General features: G+C 53.1%; 11 protein-coding genes and 1 pseudogene. 6 read left to right on the top strand and 6 right to left on the bottom strand.

What is annotated here, in order from left to right; all coding sequences use genetic code 11:
- Positions 1-50 precede the first annotated feature (50 nt).
- The 6 genes and pseudogenes from ACGK9W_RS03180 to ACGK9W_RS03205 form a co-directional block, all read right to left on the bottom strand.
- A pseudogene (locus tag ACGK9W_RS03180) lies at positions 51-857 on the bottom strand (IS110 family transposase); the annotation flags it as partial.
- Positions 858-985: 128 nt separating this feature from the next.
- Positions 986-1,741, bottom strand: a complete 756-nt coding sequence (gene istB, locus ACGK9W_RS03185) for an IS21-like element helper ATPase IstB (protein WP_011786423.1) — start codon at positions 1,739-1,741, stop codon at positions 986-988.
- 14 nt (positions 1,742-1,755) lie between these two features.
- Positions 1,756-3,300, bottom strand: a complete 1,545-nt coding sequence (gene istA, locus ACGK9W_RS03190; protein WP_169054557.1) for an IS21 family transposase — start codon at positions 3,298-3,300, stop codon at positions 1,756-1,758.
- A gap of 724 nt (positions 3,301-4,024) precedes the next feature.
- A protein-coding gene (locus tag ACGK9W_RS03195) for an IS3 family transposase (protein ID WP_085986444.1) occupies positions 4,025-5,568 on the bottom strand; the annotation gives its coding sequence in 2 pieces (ribosomal slippage) (positions 4,025-5,097 and positions 5,097-5,568; 1,545 coding nt in all).
- Between the two features lie 391 nt (positions 5,569-5,959).
- Positions 5,960-7,294, bottom strand: coding sequence for an aspartate aminotransferase family protein (locus ACGK9W_RS03200; protein ID WP_405419040.1), 1,335 nt, complete (start codon positions 7,292-7,294; stop codon positions 5,960-5,962).
- Positions 7,295-7,333: 39 nt separating this feature from the next.
- Entirely contained in the window at positions 7,334-8,107 is a 774-nt protein-coding gene (locus tag ACGK9W_RS03205) for a DeoR/GlpR family DNA-binding transcription regulator (protein ID WP_289109543.1), read from the bottom strand.
- A 263-nt stretch (positions 8,108-8,370) separates the two neighbouring features.
- On the opposite strand from ACGK9W_RS03205, the gene ACGK9W_RS03210 reads away from it, so the two are divergent.
- The 6 genes from ACGK9W_RS03210 (at position 8,371) to fabG (ending at position 14,333) form a co-directional block, all read left to right on the top strand.
- Complete coding sequence (locus ACGK9W_RS03210) at positions 8,371-9,534, top strand: PotD/PotF family extracellular solute-binding protein (RefSeq protein WP_289109540.1); 1,164 nt, start codon at positions 8,371-8,373, stop codon at positions 9,532-9,534.
- A 63-nt stretch (positions 9,535-9,597) separates the two neighbouring features.
- Entirely contained in the window at positions 9,598-10,650 is a 1,053-nt protein-coding gene (locus ACGK9W_RS03215; protein ID WP_339779400.1) for an ABC transporter ATP-binding protein, read from the top strand.
- Positions 10,651-10,663: 13 nt separating this feature from the next.
- Positions 10,664-11,608 (top strand): ABC transporter permease, encoded by a 945-nt coding sequence (locus ACGK9W_RS03220; protein ID WP_289109537.1) that lies wholly within the window; start codon positions 10,664-10,666, stop codon positions 11,606-11,608.
- Between the two features lie 10 nt (positions 11,609-11,618).
- Positions 11,619-12,425 (top strand): ABC transporter permease, encoded by an 807-nt coding sequence (locus tag ACGK9W_RS03225; RefSeq protein WP_289109535.1) that lies wholly within the window; start codon positions 11,619-11,621, stop codon positions 12,423-12,425.
- Entirely contained in the window at positions 12,388-13,497 is a 1,110-nt protein-coding gene (locus tag ACGK9W_RS03230; protein ID WP_405419042.1) for a phosphotransferase enzyme family protein, read from the top strand. The genes ACGK9W_RS03225 and ACGK9W_RS03230 overlap by 38 nt, the downstream gene beginning before the upstream one ends.
- Before the next feature lie 62 nt (positions 13,498-13,559).
- On the top strand, positions 13,560-14,333 hold the full coding sequence (gene fabG, locus ACGK9W_RS03235; protein WP_405419043.1) for a 3-oxoacyl-ACP reductase FabG: 774 nt from the start codon (positions 13,560-13,562) through the stop codon (positions 14,331-14,333).
- The last annotated feature ends 28 nt before the right edge of the window (positions 14,334-14,361 follow it).

Genomic DNA, 14,361 nt, shown 5'->3' on the forward strand with positions numbered 1-14,361 from the left:
CCGGACAATCTAAACTGATAAAAATCGGTCAAAACTCACTGTTGTTGACAGCGCTTGGTAATTCTGCCCAATCGGGGCTTACCACCGGTTGAATATTGCCGGGGTACCAGACCCAGCCAGGCGGCAAAGTGCCTTCCACTTTTGAACTGCCTGGGATCGGGGGCGCTGGCCAGTATAGCCGTCGCCGTTTGTGGCCCAATACCCGGAATGGCCATTAACCGTTTGGCCCGCTCGTCACGCCGTGCCATTGCTTCGATCTCCCGGTCATAGGCCAGGATTTCTTCATCGAGCTGGAGGATGCGCTGATTGATGTTATTAAGTAAACGACGGGCCAGCATGGGCAAACCGTTTTCGGCATCTTCCAGGATGTCCGGAATTCTATGGCGAGCCTGATAACGACCTTGAGGAACGGTCAGTCCAAACTCGGCCAACAGCCCGCGAATCTGATTGATCTGAGCGGTACGCTCTTTGGTCAATCCTCGACGAATACGGTGCAGGCAAAGCACCGCTTGCTGATCGACAGTTTTGGTCGGTACGAATCGCATGTTGGGCCGACCGACAGCTTCGCAAATGGCTTCGGCATCGTTGTCGTCGTTCTTGCTGCTCTTGCGGTAGGGCGCTACGAACCGGGGTGCGATGATCCGGGCATCGTGGCCAAACCTGGTTAACTCACGAGCCCAGTAGTGGGCACCCGAGCAGGCTTCCATACCGATCAGACACGGCGATAGTTGAGCAAAAAACGCCAGCAGTTTAGGACGATTAAGTCGTTTGCGGACCACGACCTTGCCGTATTGATTGGTGCCATGAATACTGAACACAGTTTTCGCCAAATCGATGCCAATAGTTGTAACATTCATGAGGACTCCCCCTCTTCTGATTGAAGTCTGACTACTGCGTATTCCGGCGAACGTGACCGGTCATTCCGGGGATCGTGACCGGTTTGCACACGGCCATCACGCTGGAGTCAGTTTTGTACTCTGAGCGGTCACGATGGGTCAACCGATTCCGTGTTTTGTGCCTTGGCTTTTCTTAGTGATTCTCCTTTTAGATTGAGTCGGTGAGCGCCGTGCAGAAGCCGGTCCAGAATGGCGTCTGCGAGTGTGGCGGAGCCGATGTAGTCGTGCCAGTGTTCGGTTGGTAACTGACTAGCGATCAGGGTTGAGCCTCTTCCGTGCCGATCCTCAATCACTTCCATCAGATCCTGTCGTTGTTGCACGGTGACCTTCTGCATCCCCCAGTCATCCAGGATCAGCAGGTCGGTTTTCAACAGTTGGTTCATCAGGCGGGCGTAACTGCCATCGCCGTGGGCGATGCGCAGCTGTTCGAACAGGCGCGGTACCCGCAAATAACGGACTGAGAGCCCCTGCCGGCAGGCCTGGTTGCCCAGGGCGCACGCCAGCCAGGTCTTGCCGCAACCGGTAGGCCCGGTGATGCACAGGTTCAGGGACTGGCGGATCCAGTCACAGCTGGCCAGCCCCGCCATACGGGAGCGCTCCAGCCCTCTCGGGTGGCGGTAATCGATGTCTTCCACGCAGGCCGAGACCCGCAACCGGGCCGCCTTCAGCAGCCGTTCCAGGCGGCGGTTTTCCCGGTGCAGCACCTCCCGGTCGATCAGTAAGGCCAGGCGTTCCTCGAACGCCAGGTCGTGGGTGTCGGGCTGTGCCCGCTGCTGTTCCAGGGCATCGCACATGCCGGTCAGTTTGAGTTGGCGCAGGGCGTCGAGGGTGTTTTGAGTCAACATCAGTTTCTCCGGGATCAGTGGTAGTAGCGGGGGCCGCGAACGTTGGTGTGTGCTGGCAGCTCTGTCAGTTCCGACTCCTCCTCGGCCAGGGGCAACGGGAGCTGATCCAGCCCCTGTTTCAGGATCGAGCTGATGCTCTGGTAGCTGGCCGAGTTGATAGCTAGTGCTCGACTACAGGCCTGCTCCAACCGGTCACGGCTGTAACGTCGACTCAGGTTCAACAGCCCCAGGCATGATCGGTAGCCATGCTCCGGATGAGGGCGATCCTTAAGCTGTCGCTGTACCACGTCGAGCGTGGCGGGACCGATGTCACTGGCCCAGTTCAGGAACCGTCCCGGTGACCAGTTCTGATGGGCCTGATGGGACTTGGGCATGTGCTCGGTCAGGGTCACGAAGCGGCTCTTGCCGTGGCGAGGATGCAGGGCTACCCGTTGTCCTTTGTGCATGACCTCAACGGACGTATCGGTCACCCGAACATCCAGCTTCACACCCACCAGGGCGTGAGGCACGCTGTACAGGCGTTTGTCGATCTCGATGTGGTAGTCGATGCCCGGTCGTGCCTTGCGCCACTCGGCGTAGACGTAGGACGTTGCCGGCAGTGGCCTGAGTGCAGGTCGGTCCAGCGCTTCGAACAGGCTCTGGCGGCTCTCGGAGCGCCCCTGGAACGGGCGCTGGTTCAGTGCCGGTAGCAGGTCTGCAATCGCCGAGTTCAGTTCGGCCAGTGAGAAGAACGTTCGGTGACGCAACCGGGCCAGGATCCAGCGTTCAACCAGCAGCACAGCGGCTTCGGCCTTCGCCTTATCCTTGGGCTTGTAGGGGCGGGCCGGTAAGACCGCCGTCTGGTAATGGGTTGCCAGTTCCGCGTAGGTCTCGTTGAGCTGGGGCGTGTATCGGTCTGCCTTGGTGACCGCTGCCTTGAGATTGTCCGGAACCAGCAGTTCCGGCACACCACCGTAGAACGCCAGCATCCGCTGGTGGGAGGCGATCCAGTCCGGCAGGCTCTGGCTCCAGGTGGCCTCGGCGAAGGTATAACTGGACGCGCCCAGCACAGCCACAAAGACCTGGGCCTTACGCATCTCGCCGGTGCTGCGGTCCACCACCGGCACGGTGGGACCGCAGTAGTCGATAAAGATCTTCTCGCCGGCCCGGTGGACCTGGCGCATGCTGCGCCGCTGCCGGCCGCGCCAGAGCCGGTAGTGATGGCAGAACTGACTGTACCGGCGGGCCTTGTCGCCGTGGCGTTCGACGTACTCAGCCCAGAGCAATTGCAGGGTGACGCCCTTGGTCTTGAGTTCCTGGTGGACCTGGAAGTAGTCGGGCTCAGCAAATCGAGATGGGGGTGTCTTGGCCGGGAAGAGCTGGGCTTCCAGTCGTGCCTCGTCCGTGCCTTCCGGCAACGGCCAGGTGATGCCCTGCGCGGTGGCCAGGCTGACATACTTGCCGACCACGCCCTTGGAGAGTCCGCAGGCACGGGCAATGCGCTCATGGCTCAGGCCCGCTTCGTACTTGAGGCGCAAGACCTCGATGATCTGTCGCATGGAAATCCTCGCTGCCGGCATCCGCCCTTCCTCGTGATGAAAAAGGAAGGGGTATGCCGGATAAAGTTGAAGAATTCCAGCGTGTTGGCAATGATTCCGGAGGAACGTGACCGGGGATTCCGGCATCGTGACCAGCGATTCCGGAAAAACGTCCAAAATCGGTCACGTTCAAACGGAATGAGCGGTCACGATCACCCGGAACGGGCGGTCACGTTCAAACGGAATGGGCGGTCACGATGGGCCGGAATATGCAACTACACCTTCAATGTGGCACATAGATGCCGTGGGAGCAGGGGGAGTCCATATCATTCGTTAACTGTATATGGCCATTGAATTCGTCAAGCTGAATAAAGGATGGAATGCGGAGCCAAATTCTCCGGATGAGAAAATCAGTATCGAAGATGCTGATTTGACGTTGGAGTTCACCGTAAATCCATGGGCACATGATGGCTTTGAGGAAAATGAGCGTGTACGGCTTGTCTTTCGGTCATGTTCGCAATATCGATTGGGTCCAACAAACGACGAAGGCTGGTACGCGGGGCAATGTAGGTTTGGTCAGCTCGCGCCTGATTGGGGAGAGTTCTACTCACTCCGGGGAGAAGCAGACGAAGTTTTGGAGGCAACCGATTGGGTGCCTATCGAAAAGGGAACTGGGGGCAATCATTACCTTTTCTATCTTCGCGATTGCACATTTGAGTGCAACGGAGTCTGTCAACGTAGATGTCGCGTTTAAGTCATCAGCTCTTTAACAATTGGCCGCCTTTTCCGGGTTCAGAGTGACTGATTCCGGCAAGCTGAAGTTTCGGATATCACCAGACCAGCGACGCGGGTTCTCGGCTTTCGCCGCTTCGATAATCTGTTTTCGCTGGGCCAGGATCTGATCAGCTTCGCCCGTATGGCGTTGCTGAGGTGTTACGTAGTTCAAGGCGCTGTGTCGGTGCTCGGTGTTGTACCAGCGCACGAACGCCAGTACCCATTTGCGGGCCTCCTCGATCGTTCTGAAGCCGTTTACCGGGAACCCCGGGCGGAACTTCAGGGTTTTGAACAACGACTCCGAGTAGGCATTGTCGTTACTGACCCGGGGGCGACTGTTCGAGGGCGTAATACCCAGATCGTACAGTTTCTCCAAGAAGGTCGAGGCCTTCATGGGGCTGCCATTGTCGGAGTGCAGCACTAGAGGCTTGTCCTTCGTCGCCAGGTGTTCACGCCAGTAGGCCTTCTCGATGAACTCGCTGGCAAGCTCGCCGGTCTCACTGTGATAGACCTCGTGACCGACGATCTTGCGGCTGTATACGTCCAGCATCAGATACAGGTAGAACCAGGTGCCTTTTGCTGGCCCCGGCAGCCATGAGATATCCCACGACCACAGCTGGTTCGGTTCTGTGGCCTTGTGTGTAGTTGCCCTGCGCTTGCTCTGGGGCGCTTTTTGCCGACCTCTGGGGTGTACTTGATCCTTCTCCCGCAGAACCCGATAGAAGGTGGATTCCGAGGCCAGGTAGCGACCCTGATCCAGTTGATCCGCAACGATGAAGGCCGGCGGACAGCTTCGATATTCCTTCTGGTTGCACAGTGAGACCACGGCCTGACGCTCCGCCTCCGAGAGTTTATTGGTGGGTGCTGGTCTGGGCACCACCGGTCGTTGATCGGCGCTGACGGCCTTATCTGCCGTCCAGCGCTGATAAGTGCGTATACTCAGGTTCAGCAAGGCGCAGGCCTTGACCAGCCGGGCTCCGTTACCCTGAGCCTCTTGGATCAGGGTAACCGCCTGCTGGCGATCCGGGAGGCTGGTCATTCGTCCTCGTCTTTGGGGCCCCAGATCGCCTCGGCTTTTTTTGACAGCGTCAGCAGTGCAGCCGTTTCTGCCAGAGCTTTTTCCTTGCGTCGCAACTCGGCTTCGAGTTTTTTGACTCGTTTTTTCTCAGCCCTGGCCGCTTGCCGATTCTGCTTGGCCTGTTCATCCGACAGGGCATTGGCTCCCATGCAGGCGGCTTTCCAGGTTTCGATTTGTTCCGGGTAAAGGCCGTTCCTACGGCAATATTCACTAACTTCCGCCTCCGTCATCGGGGCGGTTTCCAGAACAATGCGGAACTTCTCTTCGCTACTCCACTTGTCTGGATGAGCTGAATTCGATGGCAAAACGGCACCTCGTCCTCTGGCGGCTTTACGCCAATTGTACAAGGTTGCGGTACTGATGCCTTCCTGGCTGGCCAACTCGGCAACAGTCAGACTGTGAGGTGGGGCCATCTTCTGGAGAATGGCTTCTTTACGTTCCGGTGAATAATGGGGCATGGTTGTCCTCTGAAATATTCAGGCGACAACTACGCTGACACATAGGGGCAAGGCCGATACCTATGAACTTCAACGAATCAACAGTTAACCAGGGGCTCAAGCCGACCGGTACTACGCTGCGCTCCGTACCGGCGGCTTAGCCCAGGCGTTATTCCGAAATCTGAACGTTCGCTTTGCGACCACGCTGAATGTCACGTCTCAGCTACCAAGCCAGCTCTGATTGCCATGAAGGCCATGTTAGGTGTGTCGGAGCAGCCTGAGGCCGGCACTATCAACAAGACTTAGTGCGGGTTGGGGCAAGTTGTAAGAAGCTGGTTATTGTGCAGCGGTGGTTTGCTCTCCAAATTTATTAGTGAGCTCTGTCAAGTAGGCTTCCCCGTGACCAACTTGATCACCTAGTCTCCTCAATTGCACGCTGCATTTGATTAAGAAAGAAATCAGCATGGCTGTTCTCAAAGCATAATGGAGGCCGAATTTTGAGAGTGTTCCCATATTTTCCTGCAGCACCAATGAGGACGCCATTCTGACGTAGTGAATTTATGACTTTCGAGGCTTTTGCTGGGTCTGGTGCTCCCGATAAAGTTGGGTCGATAAAATCTAGTCCCACGAACAGGCCGGCCCCTCGGACCGCTCCGACTTCTTCATATTCATTGGCCAGATCTGTTAAACGGGTTTTGAGATAGAGGCCTACTTCTTTTGAATTGGCTATCAGATTTTCCTCTTCGATGACGTCCAAGACAGCTGAGCCCGCCGCTACAGCGGCTGTTGAGCCTCCAAATGTATTGAAGTAGCCCACCTCTTCATTAAAAGAGGCGAATAAATGGTCGTTAGCAACAATGCCCGCTGCTGGATAACCGTTGCCCATTGGTTTTCCCATTGTGACGATATCAGGCGCAACATCATGTCTTGCGAAGCCCCACATGTTATCGCCTGTCCTGCCGAAGCCGGGTTGAACTTCGTCTGCAATGAACAAGCTTTCTTTGCTCTGTATTAACTCAACAGAGGGTTTGAGAAATCCAGCGGGATCGGCGATTACTCCGTCGCTTGAAAAAATGGTATCTACTATGAGGGCTGCACAGCCATAGCGGCGATCATTCAGGGTTTGAATGCCCTCTCTCACTTTATTGAGAAACCACGTCTTTGCCTCGTCCGGAGCCTGTGGCATTTCTGAGATAGGGATTACGAAAACGTGATCGGCGGGTTCGCTGGTTTTAAGTGAAGAGGGAGAAATCTCAGTTACAGCAGAGGTGTTGCCGTGGTAAGCAGCTTCAGTAACGATCACTCCATGGTTCTTGGTCCAGTGTCTGGCCAGCCGAAGTGCCATATCATTGCTTTCGCTGCCAGTGCACGTCATTACCATGCGGTTAAGCTTAGAGGGCATTGTATCCAGTATTCGTTCGATGTATTCATGTATGGCCCCATGAAGGTATCGGGTATGAATATTCAGTTCCGCCATTTGCCGGCATACCGCGTCAACAACTTTCTGGTGGCAATGCCCAACGGAAGGTACATTATTGTAGACGTCGAGATACCGGTTCCCAGAATCGTCGTAGAGCCAGACGCCTTCACCCCTAACAATGTGCAGTGGTTCTTGGTAAAAGAGCACCGATGTGGGGCCCACGGTTTTCAGCCTCTTCTCAACCATGCGGCTCAAATTAGTTGGCGTGCTTTCTTGTGTGTCGAAGCGGAAAGCATTTTGGTCAAGAATAGAGCGGACACCTTTCACGTTCAGACTCCTAAATGCAGGTAACAAAAAGTCGATTTGCTAAATCAAACACAGCTTTACAGAAGCGCGTTGCAACGCTAGCTGAACTTCCTCAGTTGGGTTGGCATCGCATACAATTTCACTTATCTGGTCCAAGGGGCAGACTGTTTCTAGCTTCCCAGAGCCAAGTTTGGAGTGATCAATTAGTAGAGTTGTTTGTTTCGACAACTGAATCATCGCGCGTTTGAGGCAGGCCACTTCCGCGTTGACTTCGGTAGGTCCGCGGGGTGTTAGAGCTCCACAACTAGAAAAGCAATGGTCCGCCTGATACCTCTGCAAATATTCAACGGTTAAACCGCCATAATTAGCATTCTCGTGGGCATTGAAAACGCCAGGTAGAATCAGCACTGTAAACGTGGAATTGGATGCGAGTGCTTGGGCCACAGAGAAGCTGTTTGTAATGACAGTCAGATCAGTGCGCTCTCTAGCTAACAGCTTTCCAAAATGTACGCACGTAGCACTGGCATCCATCATTAAGACATCACCATTACTGATGCGGGGCAGGGCTGCGAGGCTGATCCTCTTGCGTTCATCAATAAGGACCTCAGTGCGCTCTTCAAGGGTTGGTTCGGACGCGATTCTGGAGTTGGCTGCTCCGCCATATGTGCGAATAACCAACCCTTCTGTTGCCATCGAATCAATATCTCGCCGAACTGTTTCAACCGAAACATCAAAATAGTCAGCCATCTCTGAAATCTGAACGACGGGCTGCCGGTCCAGTTGCTCACGAATCTCGCGCCAACGCGCTTTTTTTGTCCACTTTCTTTTCGTCACAGCATTCAAGCGCTCTGATTTATTAAGTCTGATGCTTTGTTGTGCGCAGTATGGGGCAAAAGTTGGTAGATGCCAAGTCATGGTGCGGAGAAAACTGGTGCATTTGGGCCCTTCTAGGTTCTAATGAATTTCCGAAAAATCAATAAAAAACAATAATATAAAGGTTTTTAAATCTAAATTTTTAAGTGGTGGCCTGAAATATGCTTGAGCTTAAGTGGTTTAATATATGGTAAATGCCAAGTAAAAATATTGGGAGATCGCACATGTCGAAGCTAAAGACCAATCGTCGTAATTTTCTAAAGGGAATGGGGATGGCGGCGGGCGCGGCCGCAGCTCCAGCGGCGCTCTGGCCAAATATGGGTTGGGCTGCGTCAAAAGATAGAGCTCGTGAGCTTAATATCCTGGTTTGGGAGGGGTATAACTCGCCGAACGTTCTGGATCCTTTCCGCCGATCTTTTGATACACGGGTCTCTGCCCAGAATGTTATCTCGGATCCGGATGCAGTGAATAAGCTCCGAGCCGGAGAAAATAAAGTATGGGACCTCGTAAATCTCAACAACCCTTGGGCGAGAGAAATCCTCTACCCGGAAGGCTTGATCAAACCGCTGGACCAAGAGCGTTTTCGGCCCTACTTCGACCAGATGCTTGAGGAATTTCGTTGGCCTTATAAGTGGGCGATGAGTCTGGATCAGAAAGAACTGTTGGGCATGACTCAGCGATTCGGACCGCTGTCGTTCGTAGTAAACACCGATAAAATTTCACGTTCGATGGCTGAAGATCAGGGCTTCAACCTCTTCATGGACCCCTCCATGAAGGGCCGTTACGGAATGCTCACCTGGGCAAACTGGAATATTTATCACATGTGTATAACGGCCGGCTTCACGCCGTTCAAAGAGCACACCGAAGCCGAATTTACAGAGTTCGAGCGAGTTGCAAGGTATCTGTTCAAAAACGCGAAGGTTCTCTCAGACGACCATCTGATGATGAACCAGGCGCTGATTACTGGTGGTATTGATGCCTACTTCACGGGCGGCACTTACTCCTGCTCAATCGCACGAATGGATGGCTTTTCAAACGTCAGGGGTATTACGCCGAAATCCGGACCGATCGACGGGAAGGGTGGCATTGTTTGGATCGAAGTCACCTCCGTTGTTAATAATCCTGAGCTGTCGCCGAGGGCCGAAGATTTCCTTGAGTATGTGCAACGCCCCGATGTTTCTAGACAAGTGGCGTTCGCCGAGGGCTCTCACAACCCCGTAACTCAGTTGGGAATGAAAGAAGTACGTGATGCGTTCACTAAGCAGGAGCTGGATGCCATTCAGTATGACAGCCTTGAGTGGGAGTTAGAGCACTGTGCGGATTACGACGTGAATCCTGACTACGACCGAATGCTCGAAATCTATACGCGTGCCCGTCGCGAGGCGTAATCCCGATATGCTCGGTCCGGCGTGCTGCCGGACCGAGCATACCTATATCCATTGGAGGCAGGTATGACTGAAAGCATTCTTGAATTGCGGAATGTAGAGAAATACTTCGGCGACTTTGTAGCGGTCGAGCGCATTAACCTCGAAGTAAAAAAAGGTGAGTTTTTCACGATCGTAGGCCCATCCGGCAGTGGTAAGACGACCATGATCCGGATGTTGGTTGGTATGGATAAGCCATCTCGCGGCGATATTTTGATGTCGGGAGAGCGGGTTAACGATGTGCCTGCCAATCGCCGCCCAACCTGCATGGTTTTTCAATCCTTGGCGTTGTTTCCACATAAAACTGTTGGGGAGAACATAGAGTTTCCCCTGAAGCTCCGCGGAGAAACGAAGAACAACCGGAAAACCCGAGCAATCGAATTGCTTGAACAGCTCCACCTCTCAGAAGCCTATTACGCAAAAAAGGTAAGTGAGTGTTCTGGCGGTGAGAAGCAGCGGGTTGCTCTGGCAAGAGCACTAGCTTTCGATCCTGAGATCCTCTTCTTCGACGAGCCGCTTTCTGCCCTGGACTATCGATTGCGGAAAACGCTGGAAAAAGAACTCAAAGATATTCAGCGGCGAACCGGAAAGACTTTTGTGTACATCACCCATTCACTAGAAGAAGCAATGGTCATGAGCGATCGCATTTCAATAATGCGTGATGGCCGCATCGTACAGATTGGAACTCCCGATGAAATCTACAATAAGCCCGCGAATAGCTTTGTCGCCCAGTTTATGGGTGAAGTAAATCAATTCAATGTTACCCGGCAGGAGGACGCTCGCTTTCTGGATACAGATACTCAAGACAGTTACGTCGGACCTCCAGGCGCTGATCTTGAATCTGGCATTCTCATCGTGCGACCTGAGCGCATTCAAATTTTAGCCGAGGGCGAAGCGGCTGACACTGAGATAGCTGGCACTGTGCAAAACCAGTACGTGCTGGGTTCGAGAGTTCAGTATGAAGTGAAAGTGAAGAAACGCTCACTGCTTGTTGAGACGATGATTGGCGATGAATGGAATGTTGGAGAAAGCGTCCGCTTAGGATGGAATTCCGATCAGGCTTTTCTGCTTGCGAGATAGGAGGATCCTGAACATGAACATGCCATCTAAATCATACCCTGTAACCGACTCTTCTGCAGAACGTTTGCCGGAAACCAAGGATCCTGCTTTGAAGCTCAGGGCTCGAAAAACTTTACTTTGGTTTAAACAGCCTGGCGCACTTCTAAGCCTTCCGGCGTTATTTATTTTTGTGGCGGGATTCATAGGTCCGCTTGGGCTGGTGGTCATTTACAGCTTTATGCCCGAACGTTCCTTTGCCTTTAACCAGTTACCGACCCTAGAGAACTTTGTCACTATTTTCCAGGAAGGTTATTACATTTCATACGCCTGGTCTGTCTGGCTCGCTCTGCTATCGACACTGATATTGATCGTGATCTGTTGGCCTGTCGCCTACGGTCTATCGCGAATCTTCAGGCGCTCGATGATCCTCACGCTACTGCTGGTTCTGCCCCTATTTGTTTCAGAAAACGTTCGTCTTTTTGGCTGGGTATTAACGCTTCTGAACCATGGCATTCTGGACGGCACAACCAGAACGCTCTTTGGGTGGGAGCTCCCTGACATGCTCTACAACGCCCCCGTGACGGTACTAGGGATGGTGTATGTTTATTTGCCCTTCATGTTATTCCCAATGTCATTAGGCATATCAATGGTGCCCGATTCATGCCGTGAAGCGGCTTTCGATATGGGAGCGACGCGTTGGCAGGTTTTTAAAGAGGTAGAGCTGCCGCTGGCAATGCCAGGCATCATGATTGGATGTTTGTTGTCGTTTGTCCTTGTGCTTGGCTCCATATCGGAAGCGAAGATACTCGGAGGCCAGTCGATCATCATGATCTCTCATGATATTGAGACCGCGTTTACCTACGCACAGAACTGGCCTCTGGGTTCGGCTCTCTCAACACTATTGATCCTACTCACTGCGGTCCTCGTGATTGGCCTCTTGTCCCGGCTGAATCTGGACAACCTGTTGTCGCGAAAATAGGAGCTAAGTTATGTCAGCTACTGAGACTGCATTCAGAAATCGTAAAAGCGAAAAAGCGATTCGGATCTGGACGATTGTCATTTTGCTATTCATCTATCTTCCGATGGTTGCAGTTTTTATTGCATCGTTTTCCAAATTGCGCTTTTTCATGTTCCCCGTAAAGGCCTGGTCCCTTGACTGGTACGCGTCGGTGTTCAGTTCGATCGAGATTCGAGACTACCTGGGGACCTCACTCTTGATTGCAGGCGTCGTCACGATCGTTTCTGTTGTTCTGGCAATAGCGGGGGCATTGGCATTTGCGCGATATGAATGGAAAGGTCGCAGCCTTTATCAAAAACTGATTTTGCTACCGATCTTCTTTCCTCAAGCGGTGCTCGGCTTGGCCATTCTGTTGTGGTCTTCGGCACTGGATATCAGCCCTGGTTGGCAGCTGGCGGTATTTGCTCATTTGGTCTGGATCATTCCGATTGTCACGTTGGTCATTAGCATTCAGGTATACGGTTTCGATCCCTCTGTGGAAGAAGCTGCATACGATCTTGGAGCGTCCCGCTGGCAGGTATTCACGGAGGTGACATTGCCAATCCTTTGGCCAGGCATTTTTTCAGGAGCGTTGTTTGCCTTCCTTCTCTCGTGGGGCAATTTTCCACTGTCGACTTTCACAACGGGTGCAGAGCAAACCGTGCCGGTGTGGCTTTACGCAAAAATGGTGGCTGGATACTCGCCGCAGGTCCCCGCACTGGGTTCACTGACCACATTGATGGCCGGCTTGGTTCTTTTTGGTGGCTATTGGTTGGGTCGCCGAAAAGCCAAAAAGTAATCAGGATCTCTGCTTCGAAGAAGGTGAATTTATGGATTCGGCAATACATTTCGATCAGCTCAACAGAGAAACCCAGCTGATATTGCTAGAGCAAGTTGCCAGGCAAGCTCTTGGAGAATGGGGGCTATCTGAGGGCGCAGGGCTGAAGTTGCTTAGCCTCTCAGAGAACGCCACGTACCGAGTAGATTCGGGCAGCTCCGACAGGGCAGTGGTTATGCGCGTACACCGTCCCGGCTATCACACTCGAAATGCAGTCAGGACAGAGCTGGACTGGATGGCTGCGCTCCAAAGGGAGGCCGGAATTCTAACCCCCCAAGCAATACCAACTTCCAGTGGCGAGTACGTGGTAGAGATCGAAGGGGATGACCATCTGATGGAAACTCGTTTTGTAGACCTGTTCGGGTTTATTGAGGGTACGGAGCCAGACGAGGACCGGCTTGAGGAAGCATTTCGAAACCTGGGCAGACTGACAGCGCGGCTACATAAACACGCTAAGAGTTGGCAACGACCAGCCTACTTTGAACGTCTGGTCTGGGACTTCGATGGATGTCTGGGCAATAGACCTAACTGGGGTGATTGGCGTGAGGCTCCCGGCTTGGATGAGCAGTCTCTGGAGTTGTTGGAGGAAACCTCTGAAACGATCAGGACGAGGCTTGAGGAATTCGGGAAAGGCTCCGATCGCTACGGTTTGATTCATTCTGATCTGCGTTTGGCGAATCTATTGGAAAACGGTACGGATATCCGAGTCATTGACTTCGATGACTGTGGTTCAGGTTGGTTTTTGTACGACCTAGCGTCAGCCATCAGCTTTATTGAGACACGGCCCGATGTACCCGAATTAGTCGCTTCATGGCTCTCTGGGTACTCAGAGATCACTGATCTCTCCCAGGCGGAGAGATCTGAAATACCGACATTTATCATGCTGCGGCGGATGACGCTTCTGGCATGGATCGGGTCGCATCCTACCGCAGACATGGCAGTAGAACAGGGCGTGGAATTCGCGAATGGCACAGCCGAACTCGCCCGAGCCTACCTTTCTGATCCTCAATCGCTAGTAAAAAGAAAGACTTGAGCACAAACAAACATACGGTATGCCTTCTCATGAACAGGCAATTGAAATAAGAGGGACGAAAAATGATTACATCGCTTAAAGGACTCTCGGTCATGGTGACCGGAGCAAGTAAGGGTATTGGAAAAGGTATAGCCTCGGGCTTTGCATCAGCAGGTGCAAAGGTTCTCGTGGTTGCTAGAAGTGAGGCGTCAGCTGCAGCCGCGGTTGAAGAGATCGTGTCGGCCGGGGGGGCAGCGAACCATTATTGTGCGGATGTTAGCAGTCGTACAGACATGAAGGCCGCAGTTGCCCGTTGTGTTGAGTTGTACGGTGGACTAGATGTGTTGTGTGCGAATGCGGGCATTTTCCCGTCTGCTGGTCTTGAGTCCATGTCGGACGACCAATGGGACGAGGTCATGAACACCAATCTGAAAGGCACGTTCGTCAGCGTGCAGACGTGTCTGCCTGAATTAAAGAAGAGTCAGGCAGGGCGGATTGTGGTTACATCCTCCATCACTGGGCCTATCACAGGATTTCCCGGTTGGTCCCATTACGGCGCCAGCAAGTCCGCCCAACTAGGATTCATTCGCACAGCGGCCATCGAACTGGGTAAATATCAGATCACGATAAATGCAGTAATGCCGGGAAACATCATTACTGAAGGCCTCGAAGATATGGGGCAGGAATATCTGGATCAGATGGCAGCCTCAATCCCACTCAAAAAGCTGGGTAGTACCGAGGATATTGCTAATGCCGCTATGTTTCTCGCTTCACGCGAAGCGGGCTATGTGACAGGGCAGACAATTGTTGTTGACGGTGGTCAGGTTCTGCCTGAATCCCTGGAGGCCATGGAATAGAGCAGGGAGCAAATCCCTCGGAGGAAGA

The sequence above is a fragment of the Marinobacter flavimaris genome (assembly GCF_045057155.1).
Lineage (GTDB): Bacteria > Pseudomonadota > Gammaproteobacteria > Pseudomonadales > Oleiphilaceae > Marinobacter > Marinobacter manganoxydans.